Below are 18,840 nucleotides of genomic sequence, written 5' to 3' on the forward strand. Positions count from 1 at the left end.
GGTTTAATCGGTATTTATCTATTAGTAGAGTATGTTAGGTGCAGAATTGAAGTAAAGAAGGCGATGAGACGCTTATCAACATATGAAGTACAAACCGTAACGTTAAGCTGCGGGGTTATGACTTACGTGGATCAGGGGGAAGGGCCGGTAGTGCTTGTAGCGCATGGGATAAGCGGCGGCTATGATCAAGGGACGGATTCCATGCGTGGACAGGCCGGCAAGTACCGCATTATAGCTCCTTCTCGTTTTGGTTATTTGGGCAGTTCGATTCCGGATGATTCAAGCCCATCCGATCAAGCCAGAACATACCTTGAGTTGCTGGACAGTCTTTCGATTGAGCGGGTATATGTCCTTGGAACCTCTGCCGGTGGTACAATTGCGATCCGCTTCGCGCTGGACTATCCGGAGAGAACGAAGGGACTCGTTCTGTATTCCTCCGCTTCACCATGACCTGAAGAACCCCAAAAGTATAGTAAACATGCAGGTCCTCCGGCTTTTTTTTGCAAGGATTATCCAATGTGGCTGTTGCGGCCATTATTGCGGCCATTGATGGGTATGTCCAAAGATACGATCTACACCATGCTTCCGCTAGGTAAACGTAAGCAAGGAATGCAGATCGACGCCAAGATAGTCAATCCGGATATGGCCGGAAATTTTCCCGAATATCCAATAGAAGAACTTTAGGTACCCTCGTTGATCATTCAGCCAAGATGACAAATTAGCGGACTTTCGTTCCATGGAGCTGGTTCTTTCAAGGTTTCCGAACGCTACCTGGTTGCCCTTTGAGGATGGAGGCCATTTGATGGCCGGTCATGAAAAAGAAATTGAAAAGGCACTCGATAAATTCGTACGTAATTATTCGTGATCCATTCGGGTATGGACATATCACAGCATACATAAAGATAGATACACTTGCATGTAATGATATGTGAAAAATTTCATTAGAGGAGGATGAATGAATGTCTAGGGATTCCGGTGAGGAAATCTCCATTAGGATGATGAACCCCCAAGAGGCCAAGGAGGTACAACGGCTAGGGCGTAGAGCCTTTATGGGGCTGGAGAGCTTGTTTGTGAGCAAGCCCAAGCATGCGGTAGTAGCATTGGTTGGCGATCGAATTGTCGGGGCCGTAATCATGAAATTTCTGAAAGGGGATAATCGGCAAACGATCGGAGATTTTAGCGCGGGTTTTGTCGATTGCGAATATCGGGATTCGGGAATTGGGGGGAGGCTGTACGAGGCAGCGACGAACCATTTTTGGGAGCATGGCTGCGACTACATTACGGCTGAGGTGAAAGACGATAATGTCGGTTCTTGGCGCCTGCTCGAAAAAAACGGATTTAAGCGCACGGAAATGATTGAGAACTTCAGTCACTTGCGAGGCAAGGGGATGGCATCGCTGATGTTCGGAACGCCGGTTCCTTTTGCATGCGGTATGGATTTCTATCTAGCCTCAAATAAGAATTGTGTAAAGGAGAAAACAGCTCCTAGCGCTGTAGAGGGTGTGATTTTTCTGCTCCTTAACCTGTTGTTGTCGTGTACGATACTCATTTTTAATCCTCAGATTCAGCTGACATGGTTCATGCTGGCCTATGGAATTTTGTTGTTAGGGGATGTTCTTTTTACCCGGATCGGAGCAGGCTTCGGCAAACGAAAGTGGCAGTATAGAATGACGAACTGCGGATTTTTGATCTCCTTGCTCATTCCGCTCCTTGGCACCGTATTCCCGATGATCGGGAATTGGATGCCTCGACAATATGAAACGACGCCAAAACTCAGGAAAGAACTTGGAATCAGTGCGTTGGTAGGCTGGGCTTTCGTTGCGATTATTGTGATTTTTACACGACTTGACGCGGAACCTCATATTTTCGTTACCTATCTGAATTCCCTTGGAAGCATGCTGCTCTTATACCGAATTATTCCCGTTTATCCATTTGGAGCTTTCGGCTCCTTGAGAGTATACCGAATGAACAAGTTCATTTACGCCGCAATGGCCGTGGCTAGTCTCATGGTTTTGTTCCTTCTTTGATGAAGTGGAGCTCGCATTATCGGGCAGGAAATGAGAGGCCGGAAGGAGAGGAGGAGTCTAAAATTGAAAAGGGGAGCGAAAAAGGATGGAATGGATTGAACGTTTGAATCAAGCGCTCGAATATATTGAGGATAATCTGGGCAGTAAGATCGACTACGAGAAAGCGGCGCGAATCGCTTGCTGTTCGTCGTTTCATTTTCAACGAATGTTTTCCTACATAGCAGGCATCCCGTTGTCCGAATATATTCGCAGGAGAAGGATGACGGCGGCAGCCTTTGATTTGCAGACTGGCGAAGTTAAGATCATAGACCTGGCTTTGAAGTATGGCTATGACTCCCCGACATCCTTTAATCGGGCATTCCAAAGCCTGCATGGCATTGCACCCTCCAAAGCACGTCTTGAGGGTACGTCATTGAAGGCGTTTCCACGGATTCGCATCTCAATTTCAATTAAAGGAGAAGCGGAAATGAATTACAAGATCGAGAAGAAAGAGGCGTTTCGCATCGTAGGCGTAAAGGAGAGCATGAATGTAAACCTCGAAGAAAATTTCGTCGAGGTTCCTCGGCTCTGGCAGCAGGCGACACAGGATGGAAGTATCATGAAACTCGCACATGTGATGAACCGGCCGCCTTTAGGTATACTGGGTGTAAGTACTTGCATGAACGGAGAAGAAGTGGATTATTACATTGCTGCAGCCACTGATTTCCCAGTGCCCGAAGGCATGTGTGAGACGATGATTCCAGGAGGGACCTGGGCTATTTTCGAATGCATAGGGCCACTGCCTCATGCCATGCAAGACTTGCAAAGGCGGATCATTACCGAGTGGCTTCCTACCTCCGGCTATGAATACGCCGAAGCGCCGGACATTGAGGTATACACTGACGGGGATCAACAATCTCCGGATTACCGGTCCGAAATATGGCTTCCGATCGTGAAGAAAGCGTAGAACGAACTATGCCGTTAGGTTCTCTTCTTTGTAGTAGGTAAGTAAGGTGATTACTGGTTTACCACAGCATGCGAAATAGGGGGAGGCTATGTGAACAAAAATGTTCAAACCCGCATAACATAGTACGGTGTTAAATTTCTAGTGTGTTAAAAGAAATAATCAAAGGAGGGGCGGGGAACCGCTCCTTCGTATTTTTGTATAGAAGAAAATGATATTTTCTTCTCCATTAACTGCTTGACATCGCCTAATCGGAGTGATAATATATCAAAGTGCGTGAGTACGGATATTCCCTGTGCTTTGGAGGACGGTAATCATGTCTAATGATAAAGGACTACAGGACGCTCATGTCAAAATCGGCACCAAACAAACCATGCGAATGGTGGAGCTTGGACGAGCCGAGGAAGTCTATGTTGCTGAAGATGCAGATCCGCGCCTTACATCAAAGATCATTGCGCTTTGCAATCAACGGAACGTGAAAGTTACGCTGGTTGACACGATGCACAATCTCGGCAAGGCTTGCGGGATTGAAGTCGGCGCGGCGATGGCTGCGATTGTGAGTCAATAGTTGATAGGAACGTTTTTGCTAAAAGGAGAAATCCGAACGGCAAAAACTTTTCATTTGTTCTTTAATGAACCGCCTGGGTCTGTGGGCTTAAAAAGGTTTGTGAAGAAACATGAATTCTGAGGAAGGGGGTGGCAACAACATGCCAACAATTAACCAACTAGTCCGTAAAGGACGTCAAGACAAAGTGTACAAATCGAAGTCGCCAGCATTGCAAAGAGGTTTTAACGCCCTGAAGCGTGAGGCTACCGATCTGAGCTCGCCGCAAAAACGCGGAGTGTGCACTCGTGTAGGTACAATGACTCCTAAGAAACCGAACTCCGCACTTCGTAAATATGCCCGTGTTCGTTTGACGAACCGCGTAGAGGTGACGGCGTACATTCCGGGTATCGGTCATAACCTGCAAGAGCACAGCGTTGTTTTGATTCGTGGCGGCCGGGTCAAAGACCTTCCAGGGGTACGTTATCATATCGTACGTGGAGCTTTGGACACCGCTGGTGTTAACAACCGGATGCAAGCCCGTTCGAAATACGGCGCTAAACGTCCGAAAGCAAAAAAATCCTAAGTTGATTAAGTCAGCTTATTGAACCGTCAAGAGGTTTGGATTAATACTGAAAGGGGGATAACTATGCCACGCAAAGGTCCAGTTACGAAGAGAGATGTGTTGCCAGATCCGGTGTATAACAGCAAGCTTGTTACTCGTTTGATCAACCGCATCATGCTCGACGGTAAACGTGGAGTTGCTCAAAGCATTCTGTATAACGCGTTCAACCTGATTCAAGAGCGCACGGGGAATGACCCGATGGAAGTGTTTGAAGCAGCTTTGAAAAATATCATGCCTGTATTGGAAGTTAAAGCTCGCCGTGTGGGCGGTGCCAACTACCAAGTGCCTATCGAAGTTAAGCCAGAAAGACGTACATCCTTGGGATTACGTTGGCTCGTGAACTACTCCCGTAACCGCGGTGAGAAGACGATGGAAGAGCGTTTGGCTGCCGAGATCATCGACGCATCCAACAACACAGGCGCTTCCGTTAAGAAACGCGAAGATACGCACAAAATGGCCGAAGCGAACAAAGCGTTCGCACACTACCGCTGGTAGGATTCGGTTTAACTTAATTAATTTATATTTTGAAGGGAGACAGATCTATGGCAAGAGAGTTCTCCTTGAAAAATACACGTAACATCGGGATCATGGCGCATATTGACGCCGGTAAGACAACCACGACGGAACGTATTTTGTTCTATACGGGCATTACGCACAAAATCGGTGAAGTTCACGAGGGTGCTGCGACAATGGACTGGATGGAGCAAGAACAGGAGCGCGGAATCACGATTACGTCCGCTGCGACGACCGCTCAATGGAAAGGTCACCGCGTAAATATCATCGATACCCCGGGTCACGTTGACTTCACAGTAGAAGTTGAACGTTCCCTTCGTGTATTGGACGGGGCAGTAGGCGTATTCAGTGCGAAGGAAGGCGTAGAACCTCAGTCTGAAACCGTTTGGAGACAGGCTGACAAGTATAGCGTTCCACGTATCGCTTATGTTAATAAGATGGATATCATCGGTGCTGACTACCTGAACGTTGTCAAAGATATGCGCGAGCGTCTGCAAGCGAATGCAGTTGCAATTCAACTGCCGATCGGTGCGGAGAGCGATTTTGTCGGAATTATCGACATCATCACTCAAAAAGCGTATATGTACAAAGACGATTTGGGTCAAAACATCGAAGAGACTGAAATTCCAGCTGAATTCACGGCCCAAGTTGAAGAGCTTCGCGCAGAATTGATCGAGAAGGTTGCAGAACTGGACGAGGATTTGACGATGAAATACCTCGAAGGTGAGGAAATCACCATCGAGGAATTGAAAGCAGCTCTCCGTAAGGGTGTTGTCGAAGTTAAAATCTTCCCTGTTGTTTGCGGTTCTTCTTATCGCAACAAAGGTATTCAGCTTATGCTGGATGCTGTAATTGATTACCTGCCGGCTCCAATTGACGTACCAAGTATCCAAGGTCACTTGGATGACGGTACGGAAGTGGAACGTCACTCTTCCGACGAAGAGCCGTTTGCGGCATTGGCATTCAAAATCATGACCGACCCTTACGTGGGTAAACTGACGTTCTTCCGTGTATACTCCGGTATTTTGCAATCCGGTTCGTATGTACTGAACGCAACGAAAAACAAACGTGAACGGATCGGCCGTATCCTGCAAATGCATGCCAACAGCCGTAAAGAAATCACTGAAGTATATTCGGGTGATATCGCGGCAGCCGTAGGTTTGAAAGATACGGGTACAGGTGATACACTGTGTGATGAGAAGGCTCCGGTTATTCTCGAATCCATGAACTTCCCTGATCCGGTTATCGAAATCGCGGTTGAGCCAAAAACAAAAGCGGACCAAGATAAACTTGGCGTCGCTCTCGGTAAATTGACTGAAGAAGATCCTACGCTCCGTGCTCATACGGACGAAGAAACGGGTCAAACGATCCTTGCTGGTATGGGTGAGCTTCACCTGGATATCATCATCGACCGGATGCGCCGTGAATTCAAAGTTGAGACTAACGTAGGTAAACCTCAAGTTGCTTACCGTGAAACGTTCAAAGCTCCGGCTCGCGTTGAAGGTAAATTCGTTCGTCAATCCGGTGGTCGTGGTCAATACGGTCACGTTTGGGTTGAATTCGAACCTTTGGAAGCAGGTACAGGCAACCAGTTCGAAAGCAAAATCGTCGGCGGTTCCGTACCAAGAGAATATATCGCGCCTGCTCAGCAAGGTATTGAAGAAGCCATGAAGAATGGTGTCCTTGCAGGCTTCCCATTGGTAGACGTTAAAGCAACCATCGTTGATGGTTCTTACCATGACGTTGACTCCAGTGAAATGGCGTTTAAGATCGCCGGCTCCATGGCGCTTAAGGCAGCTAAAGAAAAATGTCAAGCTGTTCTGCTTGAGCCGATCATGAAAGTCGAAGTAACGGTTCCTGAAGAGTACATGGGCGACGTTATGGGTATGCTGAACTCCCGCCGCGGACGGATCGAAGGTATGGATTCCCGTGGTGGCGCGCAAATTATCCGTGCGAAAGTGCCTCTCTCTGAAATGTTCGGTTACTCGACCACCCTGCGTTCCGGTACACAAGGACGCGGCGTGTTCTCGATGGAACTTTCCCACTATGAAGAAGTTCCTAAGACTATCGCCGAAGAAATCGTGTCCAAGAACAAAGGCGGAGAATAACTTTCAGTACCTACTAACTGGGGAGTCTTTGGAACCTGTTTAGGGGATGGACTCCCTGGTTAGTCCAACATAACAATCCATATTTTAAGGAGGAAATGTTTAAAATGGCAAAGGCTAAATACGAACGTACAAAACCGCATGTTAACATCGGTACAATCGGTCACGTTGACCATGGTAAAACAACTCTGACTGCAGCCATCACGACTGTATTGTCCAAAACATACGGCGGTGCTGCTGTAGCATTCGACCAAATCGACAAAGCTCCAGAAGAGCGCGAACGCGGTATCACTATCTCGACGGCTCACGTTGAGTATGAAACAAACAACCGTCACTATGCACACGTTGACTGCCCAGGGCACGCCGACTATGTTAAAAACATGATCACTGGCGCTGCACAAATGGACGGAGCGATCTTGGTTGTATCCGCAGCTGACGGCCCAATGCCGCAAACTCGCGAGCACATCCTGTTGTCCCGTAACGTAGGCGTTCCTTACATCGTCGTATTCTTGAACAAATGCGACATGGTTGAAGACGCTGAACTGATCGAACTCGTTGAAATGGAAGTTCGCGACCTGCTTAACGAATACGAATTCCCTGGCGATGATACTCCAATCATCCAAGGTTCCGCTCGTGAAGCCCTTCAAAACCCTGATGGCGACTGGGCTAAGAAAATCGTTGAAATGTTCGAAATCATCGACGAATACATTCCGCTTCCAGAGCGTCCAGTGGACAAACCGTTCCTGATGCCTGTCGAAGACGTGTTCTCGATCACTGGCCGTGGTACTGTTGCTACAGGTCGTGTAGAACGCGGTACTGTTAAAGTCGGCGACGAAATCGAAATCGTGGGTATCCGCGAAGAAACTAAGAAATCGGTTGTTACCGGCGTAGAAATGTTCCGTAAATTGCTCGATTCCGCTGAAGCGGGCGACAACATCGGCGCATTGCTCCGCGGTGTAGACCGTGCTCAAATCGAACGCGGCCAAGTATTGGCTAAACCGGCTTCCGTTAATCCGCATACTGAGTTCTCCGCTCAAGTATACGTTTTGACTAAAGAAGAAGGCGGACGTCATAAGCCTTTCTTCACTGGCTACCGTCCACAATTCTATTTCCGTACAACTGACGTAACAGGTGTTATCAACCTGCCAGAAGGTACTGAAATGGTTATGCCTGGCGACAACATCGAAGTTACCGTTCAACTGATCAACCCGATCGCTATCGAAGAAGGAACTCGTTTCTCCATTCGTGAAGGCGGCCGTACAGTTGGATCCGGCGCTGTTGTAACAATCAGCAAATAATATAAGCATTTACTTGCTTAAAAGATCCGTTCCTTAGGGAACGGATCTTTATTAGTATATAAGTGTAAATTAAATTGCTAAATTCGACAAAAACTATAGGAAATATGTCGAATAATGTAGAAAATTCACTTTACAGTGATTTTTATCACAGTTATAATTCTCTCATTAAGAAGATCATCAGAATTCCCAAGGAGAGGATAAATATCCGATGAAATGCCCCTTTTCTTTTTTAGGCCACCCATCATCCCCAACTAAGCAAACCAACCATCACAGCTTTTCTACTCCAGAAATCAAACCGGAATGGGTACGGGACGAAAGCAAGCTTGTCATTGACGGAGAGACCGAGATTAATGAACAATTGAGGATGATTGATTTTCATGAAGGGGACGTTCAACTCCTGCATCATATGCGACCGATGATCTCTAGACGGATCGACTGGATTGTGAATTCTTTTTACCAGTCTGTACTCGATGTATCCAAATTGGAAGAAATCATTAAGAAGCACAGCACGGTTGAAAAACTGAAGCAAACCTTGAGGGAACATTTGCTTGATATGTTCAGCGGGAACGTGGATCAAGAATTTATCATGAAGCGTCTAAGAATCGCTAAGGTTCATAAGCGCGTCGGGCTTGAGCCCAAATGGTATCTTTCCGCTTTTCAGAATCTGCAGAATGCATTTTTGCAAACGATATATCAGGAAGTCAAGGATGAGCAACTCCTTTTGCAAATGGTGCGGACAACGACTAAACTGCTAAATCTTGAACAGCAGCTGGTATTGGAAGCCTACGAAAAGGAGAATATCCGTGAGAAAGAAGAGCAATATGAGCTCGTAAAAAATGAGTTGAAGAGTAAGATCACGATTTTTAGTGAGGAGCTCGAAGATTTAAGTCTGGCGACCAATGCAGCCGTCGAAGAACTGGTATCCAGCAGCAATGAGGTGAGCCGCGCAATCCAGCATTCTTCGGAAACTGCTTCAAACACAAGGGAACATGCTGAGGAAGGTAGAGACATTCTCCAAATCTTGCAGCAGCACATTGGCGGCATTCATGAGAAGACCAGTTCCATGGAAGAATCGGTCAAAGAGCTTGGCCAATCATCATCGCAAATCCAAAAGGTTGTAAGTGCCGTAGAAGAAATCGCAAGCCGTATTAAACTTCTTTCATTGAATGCATCGATTGAAGCGGCAAGAGCCGGAGAACACGGTTTGGGGTTTGCTGTTGTTGCCCGCGAAGTGAACAAGTTGTCGGAAGAAGCCAAAAGCACGGTGGTTCAGATTGCAGGTCTCGTTTCTCATTCGGCCGAGATATCGGCGCGGGTCGTCCGTGCGATTGAAGAAGTCCGGGGATTAGCGGAACAAGGGGAAGTGCAATCGCAAGAAAGCGGGAACATGTTCATCCACATTTTAAATTCGATGAAGAATAGCGCAGAAGATATCGTATTATTAGAAGAACAAATCCGCGAACTGATAACTACAATAGAAGGGATCGGATCATCCACGGCTATAGTTGCCGAGTCCGCGGAGCGTTTGAACCGCGTTTCCATGAATTTATAATAGAAGATAAACGGTGTAGTTCCCCCCGGAATTACGCCGTTTTTGTTTATATTGTTGGAAAGAACATCCGCTTCAAAAACTTTTGTTTAAAGGCTTGCAAAGCGCCCGGCTTTTCTATATAATAATGAATGTTGTTCTGTGACGTTGCGATGATGTGAGAGGTTACTGACACACCCGGCCCCTTTGCCATGGGAGAGTGGTCAGAAAATTTTCACGGAGTATGTCCGATACCAAATTGGGCGATAGAAGGAGGGACTAAAATGGCAAAGCAAAAAATTCGTATTCGTTTGAAAGCTTACGACCACAGAATTCTTGATCAATCCGCAGAGAAAATCGTTGAAACAGCAAAACGTTCGGGTGCTGGTGTATCCGGGCCGATTCCGCTGCCAACCGAGAAACAAGTAATTACTATTCTCCGTGCGGTACACAAGTACAAGGATTCGCGGGAACAATTCGAACAACGGACGCACAAGCGTCTGATCGACATTGTTAATCCGACTCCACAAACTGTGGATGCCTTGATGCGCTTGGACCTGCCGTCCGGTGTAGATATCGAAATTAAATTGTAATCCCATTAAGCAATGGAATAGGAAAGGAAAAGAGGTGTCAACATGAAAGGTATCTTAGGGAAAAAACTCGGAATGACTCAAGTATTTACTCCGGAAGGGAATGTAATTCCTGTAACGGTTATCGAGGCTGGCGGGAACGTAGTTCTGCAGAAGAAAGACCTGGAGAACGACGGATACGAAGCCGTTCAAATCGGTTACTCCGATAAGAAAGAATCCAGATCCAACAAGCCTGAAGCTGGCCATGCCAAGAAGGCTAACACAACGCCTAAGCGCTACGTTCGCGAAATTCGCAATGTTGAACTTGCAGGATATGAAGTTGGCCAAGAGGTCAAAGTTGATATTTTTGCAGAAGGCGAATTTGTTGACGTAACTGGTATTTCTAAAGGTAAAGGTTTCCAAGGTAATATCAAACGTTGGGGACAAAGCCGCGGCCCTATGGCGCACGGTTCCCGTTACCATCGCAGACCGGGTTCCATGGGTTCCATCCAAGCGAACCGCGTTCCTAAAGGCAAACGCCTTCCAGGACACATGGGTAGCGAAACGGTTACCATTCAAAACCTTGAAGTGGTTAGAGTGGATGCTGAACGTAATGTTCTGCTCGTTAAAGGCTCGATTCCGGGTCCTAAAAACAGCTTTGTGAAAATTAAACAAACAATCAAGAAATAATTGACGAAGGAAAGGAGGAACAAAAATGCCAAAAGTAGCACTCTTTAATATTAGCGGTAGCCAAGTGGGCGAAGTGGAATTGAATGATGCGGTATTCGGTATCGAACCGAACGTACACGTTCTTCATGATGCGGTTGTTATGCAACGCGCTTCCCTGCGTTTCGGTACCCATAAAGTAAAAGGACGCTCCGAAGTTCGTGGCGGCGGCCGTAAACCTTGGAAACAAAAAGGAACGGGCCGTGCTCGTCAAGGCTCCATTCGCTCCCCGCAATGGGTAGGCGGCGGTGTGGTTTTCGGACCAACTCCACGTAGCTATTCCTATAAATTGCCGAAGAAAGTACGTCGTTTGGCGATTAAATCGGCTTTGTCTTCTAAAGTGATCGATCAGGATATCATCGTACTTGATGCATTGACACTGAGCGCTCCTAAGACGAAAGAATTCGCAGCGATTCTGAACAACCTGAAAGTGGATCGCAAAGCACTTGTTGTAGCTCCTTCTTATGACGACAACGTAGCGCTTTCCGCTCGTAACATTCCAGGCGTGAAATTCGTTGCAGCTGACGGCATTAATGTTCTTGACGTGCTGACGCACGACAAACTGATCATTACGAAGGAAGCAGTTCAGAAGGTAGAGGAGGTGCTCGCGTAATGAAAGATCCTCGTGATATTATCAAGCGCCCGGTGATTACGGAACGTACGGCTGATTACATGAACGATCTGAAATATGTGTTCGAAGTGGATATCAAAGCCAACAAAACCGAAATCAAAAAAGCTGTAGAAGCGATCTTCAATGTAAAAGTGAGCAATGTGAATACCCTGCGTGTTCCTGCTAAACCAAAACGTTACGGACGCCACTTCGGATACACTCCGGAATGGAAGAAAGCGTTCGTTACTTTGGCGGAAGGCAGCAAACCGCTTGAGTTCTTTGAATCGGTATAAAATCGTTAAAGTAAGGAGGGAAATCTAGTGCCTATTAAAAAGTATAAACCGACATCCCCGGCAAGACGCGGCATGTCCGTGTCGACATTCGAAGAAATCACAACGGATCAGCCGGAGAAATCTTTGCTTGCGCCTCTGAGCAAAACTGCAGGACGCAACAACCAAGGTAAAATTACGGTTCGTCACCATGGCGGCGGACATAAGCGTAAATACCGCATTATCGACTTCAAACGGAACAAAGACGGAATTCCTGGCAAAGTTGCTACGATCGAGTACGACCCGAACCGGACTTCCAACATCGCTTTGATCCATTATGCCGACGGTGAAAAACGCTACATTCTGGCTCCTAAAGGCCTGAAAGTGGGCGACGTGATCGAATCCGGCGTGGGTTCCGACATCAAAATCGGAAACGCAATGCCACTCGAAAACATTCCTGTAGGTACAGTTATCCACAACATTGAGCTTAAGCCAGGCAAAGGTGGACAACTCGTTCGCGCAGCCGGTACTGAAGCACAATTGCTGGGTAAAGAAGAAAAATATGTAACGATCCGCCTGTCTTCCGGCGAAGTTCGTAAAGTTCTCAAGGTTTGCCGCGCTACTATCGGCGCAGTAGGCAACGGAGACCACGAGCTCGTGAAGATCGGTAAAGCAGGCCGCAGCCGCTGGCTGGGACAACGTCCTGAAGTACGCGGTGTCGTCATGAACCCTAACGATCACCCACACGGTGGTGGTGAAGGTCGCGCTCCGATCGGTCGTAAATCGCCATTGTCTCCTTGGGGCAAACCAACCCTTGGCTACAAAACGCGTAAAAAAGACAAAGCGTCTGATAAATATATCGTTCGCCGCCGCACGAAGTAATCCGCACTTTGCGGATCACTTCACGGTAGTGGATGAAAGATCGAAACAAGCAGCGTAATGAAGGGAGGATAAAGAAATGAGTCGCAGTCTTAAAAAAGGGCCATTTATCGATGGATACCTGCTCAAGAAAGTGGAAGAAGTGAACGGTTCGAACAAGAAAGTCGTGATCAAAACATGGTCCCGTCGTTCTACAATCTTCCCGCAATTCATTGGCCACACGTTCGGCGTATATGACGGCCGCAAGCATGTTCCGGTATATGTAACCGAGGATATGGTCGGACATAAACTGGGCGAGTTTGCTCCAACCCGTACCTACAAAGGTCATACGGACGACGATAAGAAAACGAGACGTTAATCGATAAGTTCTTCGTTTGAGAGGAGGTAACACACATGGAAGCAAAAGCACATGCAAGGTCTATCCGCATTGCTCCACGGAAAGTTCAACTCGTTGTTGACTTGATCCGCGGCAAGCAAGTTGGCGAAGCGATCGCGATTCTCCGCCATACTCCAAAGGCGGCTTCCCCGGTTGTGGAGAAGCTTTTGAACTCGGCGATTGCCAATGCTGAACATAACTATTCTCTGGATGTAAATAAATTGGTTATTTCGCAAGCTTACGTAAACCAAGGTCCGACTATGAAACGTTTCCGTCCTCGTGCAATGGGACGCGCAAGCCGGATCAACAAACGCACCAGCCACATTACATTGGTGGTATCCGAAAAATAAGGAGGGAAAACGTGTGGGCCAAAAGGTAAATCCGGTCGGATTACGAGTAGGGATTATCCGTGATTGGGAATCCAAATGGTACGCAGGCAAAGATTTCGGTGATCTTTTGCTTGAAGACGTTAAAATTCGTGAACACCTGAAAAATAAACTGAAAGACTCCGCAGTATCTCGTATTGAAATCGAGAGAGCGGCTAACCGCGTGAACGTAACGATTCATACTGCCAAACCTGGTATGGTTATTGGTAAAGGTGGATCCGAGGTTGAAAACCTGCGCAACGAAATCACTAAAATCGCAGGCGGCAAAAAAGTTCACATCAACATCTCTGAAATCAAACACCCTGATCTTGACGCGATTCTGGTCGCTGAGAGCATCGCACAACAACTGGAACGTCGCGTTTCTTTCCGTCGTGCGCTCAAACAAGCGATTCAAAGAACTATGCGTTCGGGAGCGAAAGGGATTAAAACAGCAGTCAGCGGTCGTCTTGGCGGTGCTGAAATTGCTCGTTCGGAAGGCTACAGTGAAGGAACTGTTCCACTTCATACGCTCCGCGCCGACATCGACTACGGTACGGCAGAAGCTCATACGACTTATGGACGTATCGGCGTAAAAGTATGGATCTATCGTGGAGAGGTTCTTCCTACGGCTAAGAAACAACAAGCTGCTCAGGAAGGAGGCAACTAATCATGTTGGTACCTAAACGTGTTAAACACCGCAAGCAACAGCGCGGTAATATGAGAGGCCAAGCTAAAGGCGGCACTGAATTGAACTTCGGTGAATACGGCCTGCAAGCTCTTGAGCCAACTTGGATCACTAACCGTCAAATTGAAGCGGCGCGTATTGCAATGACGCGTTACATCAAACGGGGCGGTAAAGTATGGATCAAAATTTTCCCTGATAAGCCGATTACTCAAAAGCCTCTTGAGGTGCGGATGGGTAGCGGTAAAGGTAACGTAGAAAAATGGGTCGCAGTTGTGAAACCGGGCAAAATCATGTTTGAGCTTGCCGGTGTATCGGAGGAAATCGCGCGTGAAGCTATGCGTCTTGCCGCCCACAAACTGCCGATCAAAACGAAGTTTGTGAAACGTGAAGAATTGGGTGGTGAAGCAAATGAAAGCTAATGAACTTCGCAACTTAACCACTGCTGAGATTGAACAAAAAGTCGCAGGATTTAAAGAAGAACTCTTTAACCTCCGTTTTCAATTGGCTACCGGCCAGCTTGATAACCCGACTCGGATCCGTGACGTGCGTAAGGAAATAGCTCGTGCTAAAACCGTTTTACGTGAAAGAGAACTCGGGATCATTAGTTAAGAAAGCGCACCGCGTATGCGAAGCGCCTAAGTCCAGGAAGGAGGCTAACCATGAGCGAAGAACGTAATAACCGTAAAGTGCAAATTGGTAAAGTCGTCAGCGACAAAATGGATAAAACTATTGTTGTAGCTGTTGAAACGTACAAAAAGCATGACTTGTACCACAAGCGCATTAAATACACGAAAAAATTTAAAGCGCATGATGAAAATAACACTGCGAAAATCGGTGACACTGTAAAGATCACTGAAACTCGTCCACTGTCTAAAGACAAACGCTGGAGACTCGTTGAAGTCGTTGAAAAAGCGGTTATTATCTAATAGCAGGGAAGCTTAGACTGAAAGGAGGACATATCCATGATTCAACCATTTACACGTTTGCATGTTGCGGACAACTCCGGCGCGAAGGAATTGATGTGTATCCGCGTTCTGGGCGGTACCGGTCGTCGCACAGCGCAAATCGGTGATTTGATCGTTTGTTCTGTGAAACAAGCAACACCAGGCGGCGTTGTCAAAAAAGGTGATGTAGTCAAAGCGGTTGTCGTTCGTACGAAACGTTCGGTTCGCCGTAAAGACGGTTCTTACATCGCATTCGACGAGAACGCAGCGGTTGTAGTTAAGGATGACAAGAGCCCGCGCGGTACTCGTATTTTCGGACCAGTCGCTCGCGAACTTCGCGACAGAGATTTCATGAAAATCGTTTCCTTGGCTCCGGAAGTTATCTAATTCATCCCGAGAGGGATTGGTCAATAAGCCGACGAAACAGGAGGTGTAAAGAATGCCTAGACTGAAAAAAGTTCTGGAATCCCATAACAACAAGCTGCACGTCAAAAAAGACGATACAGTCATCGTGATCTCCGGTAAAGACAAAGGCAAAAAAGGCCGCGTCATCGCCGCTTATCCTCGTGAGAACCGTGTGTTGGTAGAAGGCGTGAACATGGTTAAGAAACATCAAAAACCTAATCAGCTGAACCCGCAAGGCGGCATCATCGAGAAAGAAGCTCCGATTCACGTATCGAACGTTATGCATGTTGATCCAAAGAGCGGAAAAGTAACTCGTATCGGTTACAAAGTATTGGACAACGGTAAAAAAGTTCGTGTTGCTAAAAAATCCGGTGAAATAATCGATTAATCCAGGAATGTAAAGAAAGGAGGTACATGATTCATGGCAAGATTGAAAGAACGCTTTTTGAATGAAGTAACACCTGCTTTGATTCAAAAATTCAACTATACAACGGTAATGCAAGTGCCAAAAATCGAGAAAGTTGTCATCAACATGGGTGTAGGTGACGCAGTAGCAAACTCGAAAGTATTGGACTCTGCAGTGAGTGACATGCAATTGATCTCCGGACAAAAACCGGTTATCACTCGCGCCAAGAAATCTATCGCAGGTTTCAAACTCCGTGAGAACATGCCGATCGGTGTGAAGGTTACTCTTCGCGGCGAGCGCATGTACCATTTCCTCGACAAACTGTTCAACGTAACGCTTCCGCGTGTCCGTGACTTCCACGGCGTATCGACGAAAGCATTCGACGGACGCGGTAACTATACACTTGGTCTCAAGGAACAACTGATCTTCCCTGAAATCGAGTATGACAAGGTAGATAAAGTGCGCGGTATGGATATCGTTATCGTAACTACGGCTAAATCCGACGAAGAGTCCCGCGAACTGCTGGCCGGTCTCGGAATGCCATTTGCGAAGTAAGAACGATTCGTTTCTTTTCTCCGAAACTATTTAGGAGGTGTCAGGCTAAGTGGCAAAAACTTCGATGAAAGTTAAACAACAACGCACTCCGAAATTCAAAGTACGGGCTTACACCCGTTGCGAGCGTTGTGGTCGTCCACATTCGGTATTGCAAAAATACAAAATTTGCAGAATTTGCTTCCGTGAATTAGCTTATAAAGGCCAGATTCCTGGCGTGAAAAAAGCAAGCTGGTAATCCATCAACAACGGGAAGGAGGTTTACACGTATGACTATGTCAGATCCAATTGCAGATATGCTAACTCGTATTCGTAACGCGAACACGGTTCGCCACGAAACAGTAGAAATGCCTGCGTCCACGATCAAGAAACAAATCGCTGAGATTTTGAAGCGTGAAGGTTTTATCCGTGATGCAGAATATATCGATGATAACAAACAAGGGATCATCCGTATTTTCCTGAAATACGGTTCCAACAGCGAACGCGTCATCACTGGTTTGAAAAGAATCAGTAAGCCAGGCCTTCGCGTGTACACGAAGAGTAACGAAGTTCCTCGTGTCCTCGGCGGTTTGGGTATCGCGATTATCTCCACTTCCAAGGGAGTTATGACCGATAAAGAAGCTCGTCAGGCGAAAGCCGGCGGCGAAGTTGTCTGCTACGTTTGGTAATTAACGTCACAAAACAAGGAGGTGCAGCAAATGTCTCGTATTGGTCGCAAACCAATTACAGTACCAAGTGGTGTGGATATCACACTTGATAATAGCGTCATTACGGTGAAAGGCCCTAAAGGCACTTTGACCCGTGAACTTCACAAGGATATGAAGGTTTCGGTTGAAGACAACCAAATCCTCGTTGAACGTCCTTCTGATAACAAATTGCATCGTTCCCTGCACGGCACAACTCGCAGTGTAGTGAGCAACATGGTAAGCGGAGTAACTGAAGGGTTCTCGAGATCCCTTGAGCTGGTTGGTGTCGGATACCGCGCAAGCAAATCCGGCGAAAAACTGGTTCTGAACGTAGGCTACTCCCATCCGGTTGAAATCACTCCGGAGCCGGGAATCGCATTCGAAGTTCCTACAAATACGAAGATCATCGTGAGTGGGATTAACAAAGAACGCGTAGGCGAATATGCTGCAAAAATCCGCTCCGTACGTGCTCCAGAGCCTTACAAAGGCAAAGGGATTAAGTACGAAGGCGAACGCATTATTCGTAAGGAAGGTAAAGCCGGTAAGAAGAAATAAACCTCTTCTTAGCGGGCTAATCCTCCTGGCGTCTTGAAGTGAACGGCTTGTGAAGGTAAACCGAAGGGAGTGAAATGGAAGTCATGATTACAAAAGGCGATAAAAATAAAGCCCGTCTGAAAAGACATTTGCGTGTACGGAAAAAAATCCAAGGAACGGCTGAACGTCCAAGACTTAACGTATACCGTTCTTCCAAACATATCTATGCTCAACTGATCGACGATGTAGCTGGCGTTACGATCGTATCCGCTTCGACCATCGACAAAGAATTGAGCAGCGAAATCGGCAACGGCGGCAACGTGGAATCTGCACGTAAAGTCGGTGAACTGATCGCAAAACGCGCCCAAGATAAAGGCGTAAAAGGCATTGTATTCGACCGCGGTGGTTACTTGTACCATGGACGGATTCAAGCGTTGGCTGATGCAGCGCGTGAAGCAGGCCTTGAATTCTAAAATATTTTAAAAGGAGGTTAACGACTTGCGTGTAGATCCGAACACTTTAGAACTGACTGAAAGAGTTGTAAATATTAACCGCGTAGCTAAAGTAGTTAAAGGCGGACGCCGTTTTAGCTTCAGCGCACTCGTGGTTGTCGGCGACGGCAAAGGCTGGGTTGGCGCCGGTATCGGTAAAGCAGGCGAAGTTCCTGATGCGATCCGCAAAGGAATTGAAGATGCTAAGAAAAATCTTGTGCATGTTCCACTCGTAGGAACGTCGATCCCTCACCAAGTAGTTGGTCATTTCGGTGCTGGCCGTGTGCTTCTGAAACCGGCATCCGAAGGTACCGGGGTAATCGCTGGCGGTCCTGTTCGTGCGGTACTCGAACTTGCTGGCGTTGGCGACATTTTGACAAAATCTCTAGGTTCTTCGAATTCCATCAACATGGTCAATGCGACTTTGGAGGGCTTGTCCCGTCTGAAACGCGCTGAGGATGTTGCGAAATTACGCGGTAAATCCGTCGAAGAACTTCTCGGTTAAGGAGGGAATCTCATGGCTAAACTGCAAATTACCCTCGTGCGTAGTTTGATCGGTCGTCCGGAGAACCAACGTACTACCGTGAAAACTTTGGGACTTCGCAAAATTAACCAATCCGTGGTTCACAACGATAATCCTGCCATTCGCGGCATGGTTAATCAAGTAAGCCACTTGGTTTCGGTTCAAGAAATCGCCGAATAATCCCTTGCACTAGCTACGAATCGTCGCATTGAGCGAACCCTAGATAATCCGAAAGCC

Annotated in this window: 30 protein-coding genes; all 30 read left to right on the forward strand. The window is 47.0% G+C overall.

The annotated features are described in order from the left end of the window. Positions 1-63 precede the first annotated feature (63 nt). The 30 genes from ACLB09_RS25400 to rpmD all read left to right on the forward strand — a co-directional run bounded on the left by ACLB09_RS25400 (position 64) and on the right by rpmD (position 18,783). A complete protein-coding gene (locus ACLB09_RS25400) occupies positions 64-450 on the forward strand; it encodes an alpha/beta fold hydrolase (RefSeq protein ID WP_410772605.1) in 387 nt (128 codons plus the stop codon). Positions 451-516: 66 nt separating this feature from the next. Then, on the forward strand, positions 517-684 hold the full coding sequence (locus ACLB09_RS25405) for a hypothetical protein (protein WP_410772606.1): 168 nt from the start codon (positions 517-519) through the stop codon (positions 682-684). A gap of 275 nt (positions 685-959) precedes the next feature. After that, positions 960-2,027 (forward strand): GNAT family N-acetyltransferase, encoded by a 1,068-nt coding sequence (locus ACLB09_RS25410; RefSeq protein ID WP_410772607.1) that lies wholly within the window; start codon positions 960-962, stop codon positions 2,025-2,027. A gap of 85 nt (positions 2,028-2,112) precedes the next feature. Further along, positions 2,113-2,973: an AraC family transcriptional regulator gene (locus tag ACLB09_RS25415; RefSeq protein WP_410772608.1), complete on the forward strand. Its 861-nt coding sequence runs from the start codon at positions 2,113-2,115 to the stop codon at positions 2,971-2,973. 313 nt (positions 2,974-3,286) lie between these two features. After that, positions 3,287-3,538 carry a ribosomal L7Ae/L30e/S12e/Gadd45 family protein gene (locus ACLB09_RS25420; protein ID WP_410772609.1) on the forward strand — a complete coding sequence of 84 codons (252 nt, stop codon included), beginning with the start codon at positions 3,287-3,289 and terminating at the stop codon, positions 3,536-3,538. 139 nt (positions 3,539-3,677) lie between these two features. Further along, positions 3,678-4,100: a 30S ribosomal protein S12 gene (gene rpsL / locus ACLB09_RS25425; RefSeq protein WP_018753998.1), complete on the forward strand. Its 423-nt coding sequence runs from the start codon at positions 3,678-3,680 to the stop codon at positions 4,098-4,100. A 63-nt stretch (positions 4,101-4,163) separates the two neighbouring features. After that, on the forward strand, positions 4,164-4,634 hold the full coding sequence (gene rpsG / locus ACLB09_RS25430) for a 30S ribosomal protein S7 (protein WP_044482526.1): 471 nt from the start codon (positions 4,164-4,166) through the stop codon (positions 4,632-4,634). Positions 4,635-4,681: 47 nt separating this feature from the next. Further along, positions 4,682-6,760, forward strand: coding sequence for an elongation factor G (gene fusA, locus ACLB09_RS25435; protein WP_410772610.1), 2,079 nt, complete (start codon positions 4,682-4,684; stop codon positions 6,758-6,760). A 104-nt stretch (positions 6,761-6,864) separates the two neighbouring features. Beyond that, positions 6,865-8,055: an elongation factor Tu gene (gene tuf, locus ACLB09_RS25440; protein WP_410772611.1), complete on the forward strand. Its 1,191-nt coding sequence runs from the start codon at positions 6,865-6,867 to the stop codon at positions 8,053-8,055. A gap of 208 nt (positions 8,056-8,263) precedes the next feature. After that, positions 8,264-9,607, forward strand: coding sequence for a protoglobin domain-containing protein (locus tag ACLB09_RS25445; protein ID WP_410772612.1), 1,344 nt, complete (start codon positions 8,264-8,266; stop codon positions 9,605-9,607). Between the two features lie 260 nt (positions 9,608-9,867). Continuing rightward, positions 9,868-10,176, forward strand: coding sequence for a 30S ribosomal protein S10 (rpsJ, locus tag ACLB09_RS25450; RefSeq protein WP_009226637.1), 309 nt, complete (start codon positions 9,868-9,870; stop codon positions 10,174-10,176). Between the two features lie 42 nt (positions 10,177-10,218). Continuing rightward, positions 10,219-10,842, forward strand: coding sequence for a 50S ribosomal protein L3 (gene rplC, locus ACLB09_RS25455; protein WP_410772613.1), 624 nt, complete (start codon positions 10,219-10,221; stop codon positions 10,840-10,842). Positions 10,843-10,867: 25 nt separating this feature from the next. Next, on the forward strand, positions 10,868-11,491 hold the full coding sequence (rplD, locus tag ACLB09_RS25460) for a 50S ribosomal protein L4 (RefSeq protein ID WP_410772614.1): 624 nt from the start codon (positions 10,868-10,870) through the stop codon (positions 11,489-11,491). After that, positions 11,491-11,781: a 50S ribosomal protein L23 gene (rplW, locus tag ACLB09_RS25465; RefSeq protein ID WP_216480750.1), complete on the forward strand. Its 291-nt coding sequence runs from the start codon at positions 11,491-11,493 to the stop codon at positions 11,779-11,781. The genes rplD and rplW overlap by 1 nt, the downstream gene beginning before the upstream one ends. Positions 11,782-11,808: 27 nt before the next feature. Beyond that, positions 11,809-12,639: a 50S ribosomal protein L2 gene (gene rplB, locus ACLB09_RS25470; RefSeq protein ID WP_410772615.1), complete on the forward strand. Its 831-nt coding sequence runs from the start codon at positions 11,809-11,811 to the stop codon at positions 12,637-12,639. A 76-nt stretch (positions 12,640-12,715) separates the two neighbouring features. Further along, positions 12,716-12,994 (forward strand): 30S ribosomal protein S19, encoded by a 279-nt coding sequence (gene rpsS, locus ACLB09_RS25475; protein ID WP_211025573.1) that lies wholly within the window; start codon positions 12,716-12,718, stop codon positions 12,992-12,994. Between the two features lie 35 nt (positions 12,995-13,029). Beyond that, a complete protein-coding gene (rplV, locus tag ACLB09_RS25480; protein WP_211025575.1) occupies positions 13,030-13,362 on the forward strand; it encodes a 50S ribosomal protein L22 in 333 nt (110 codons plus the stop codon). A 13-nt stretch (positions 13,363-13,375) separates the two neighbouring features. Continuing rightward, positions 13,376-14,044 (forward strand): 30S ribosomal protein S3, encoded by a 669-nt coding sequence (gene rpsC, locus ACLB09_RS25485; protein ID WP_091234511.1) that lies wholly within the window; start codon positions 13,376-13,378, stop codon positions 14,042-14,044. 2 nt (positions 14,045-14,046) lie between these two features. After that, positions 14,047-14,481: a 50S ribosomal protein L16 gene (rplP, locus tag ACLB09_RS25490; RefSeq protein ID WP_059040326.1), complete on the forward strand. Its 435-nt coding sequence runs from the start codon at positions 14,047-14,049 to the stop codon at positions 14,479-14,481. After that, positions 14,471-14,671, forward strand: a complete 201-nt coding sequence (rpmC, locus tag ACLB09_RS25495; protein WP_044482515.1) for a 50S ribosomal protein L29 — start codon at positions 14,471-14,473, stop codon at positions 14,669-14,671. Before rplP ends, rpmC begins: the two co-directional genes overlap by 11 nt. Before the next feature lie 50 nt (positions 14,672-14,721). Continuing rightward, positions 14,722-14,988, forward strand: a complete 267-nt coding sequence (gene rpsQ, locus ACLB09_RS25500) for a 30S ribosomal protein S17 (protein WP_410772616.1) — start codon at positions 14,722-14,724, stop codon at positions 14,986-14,988. Between the two features lie 36 nt (positions 14,989-15,024). After that, positions 15,025-15,393 (forward strand): 50S ribosomal protein L14, encoded by a 369-nt coding sequence (gene rplN / locus ACLB09_RS25505; RefSeq protein WP_091234520.1) that lies wholly within the window; start codon positions 15,025-15,027, stop codon positions 15,391-15,393. Between the two features lie 52 nt (positions 15,394-15,445). Next, a complete protein-coding gene (rplX, locus tag ACLB09_RS25510; RefSeq protein WP_410772617.1) occupies positions 15,446-15,799 on the forward strand; it encodes a 50S ribosomal protein L24 in 354 nt (117 codons plus the stop codon). Positions 15,800-15,832: 33 nt separating this feature from the next. Further along, positions 15,833-16,372, forward strand: coding sequence for a 50S ribosomal protein L5 (rplE, locus tag ACLB09_RS25515; protein ID WP_410772618.1), 540 nt, complete (start codon positions 15,833-15,835; stop codon positions 16,370-16,372). 49 nt (positions 16,373-16,421) lie between these two features. Then, positions 16,422-16,607, forward strand: a complete 186-nt coding sequence (locus ACLB09_RS25520; protein ID WP_009226651.1) for a type Z 30S ribosomal protein S14 — start codon at positions 16,422-16,424, stop codon at positions 16,605-16,607. A 31-nt stretch (positions 16,608-16,638) separates the two neighbouring features. Continuing rightward, positions 16,639-17,037 (forward strand): 30S ribosomal protein S8, encoded by a 399-nt coding sequence (gene rpsH, locus ACLB09_RS25525; protein ID WP_410772619.1) that lies wholly within the window; start codon positions 16,639-16,641, stop codon positions 17,035-17,037. A gap of 30 nt (positions 17,038-17,067) precedes the next feature. Beyond that, positions 17,068-17,610 (forward strand): 50S ribosomal protein L6, encoded by a 543-nt coding sequence (gene rplF, locus ACLB09_RS25530; RefSeq protein ID WP_410772620.1) that lies wholly within the window; start codon positions 17,068-17,070, stop codon positions 17,608-17,610. A gap of 83 nt (positions 17,611-17,693) precedes the next feature. Then, entirely contained in the window at positions 17,694-18,062 is a 369-nt protein-coding gene (rplR, locus tag ACLB09_RS25535) for a 50S ribosomal protein L18 (RefSeq protein WP_410772621.1), read from the forward strand. Positions 18,063-18,087: 25 nt separating this feature from the next. Then, positions 18,088-18,585 carry a 30S ribosomal protein S5 gene (gene rpsE, locus ACLB09_RS25540; RefSeq protein WP_211025591.1) on the forward strand — a complete coding sequence of 166 codons (498 nt, stop codon included), beginning with the start codon at positions 18,088-18,090 and terminating at the stop codon, positions 18,583-18,585. A 12-nt stretch (positions 18,586-18,597) separates the two neighbouring features. Further along, entirely contained in the window at positions 18,598-18,783 is a 186-nt protein-coding gene (rpmD, locus tag ACLB09_RS25545) for a 50S ribosomal protein L30 (protein ID WP_148458042.1), read from the forward strand. The last annotated feature ends 57 nt before the right edge of the window (positions 18,784-18,840 follow it).

The organism is Fontibacillus forbon (assembly GCF_046559655.1).
In the GTDB taxonomy this organism is placed as follows: Bacteria; Bacillota; Bacilli; order Paenibacillales; family Paenibacillaceae; genus Fontibacillus.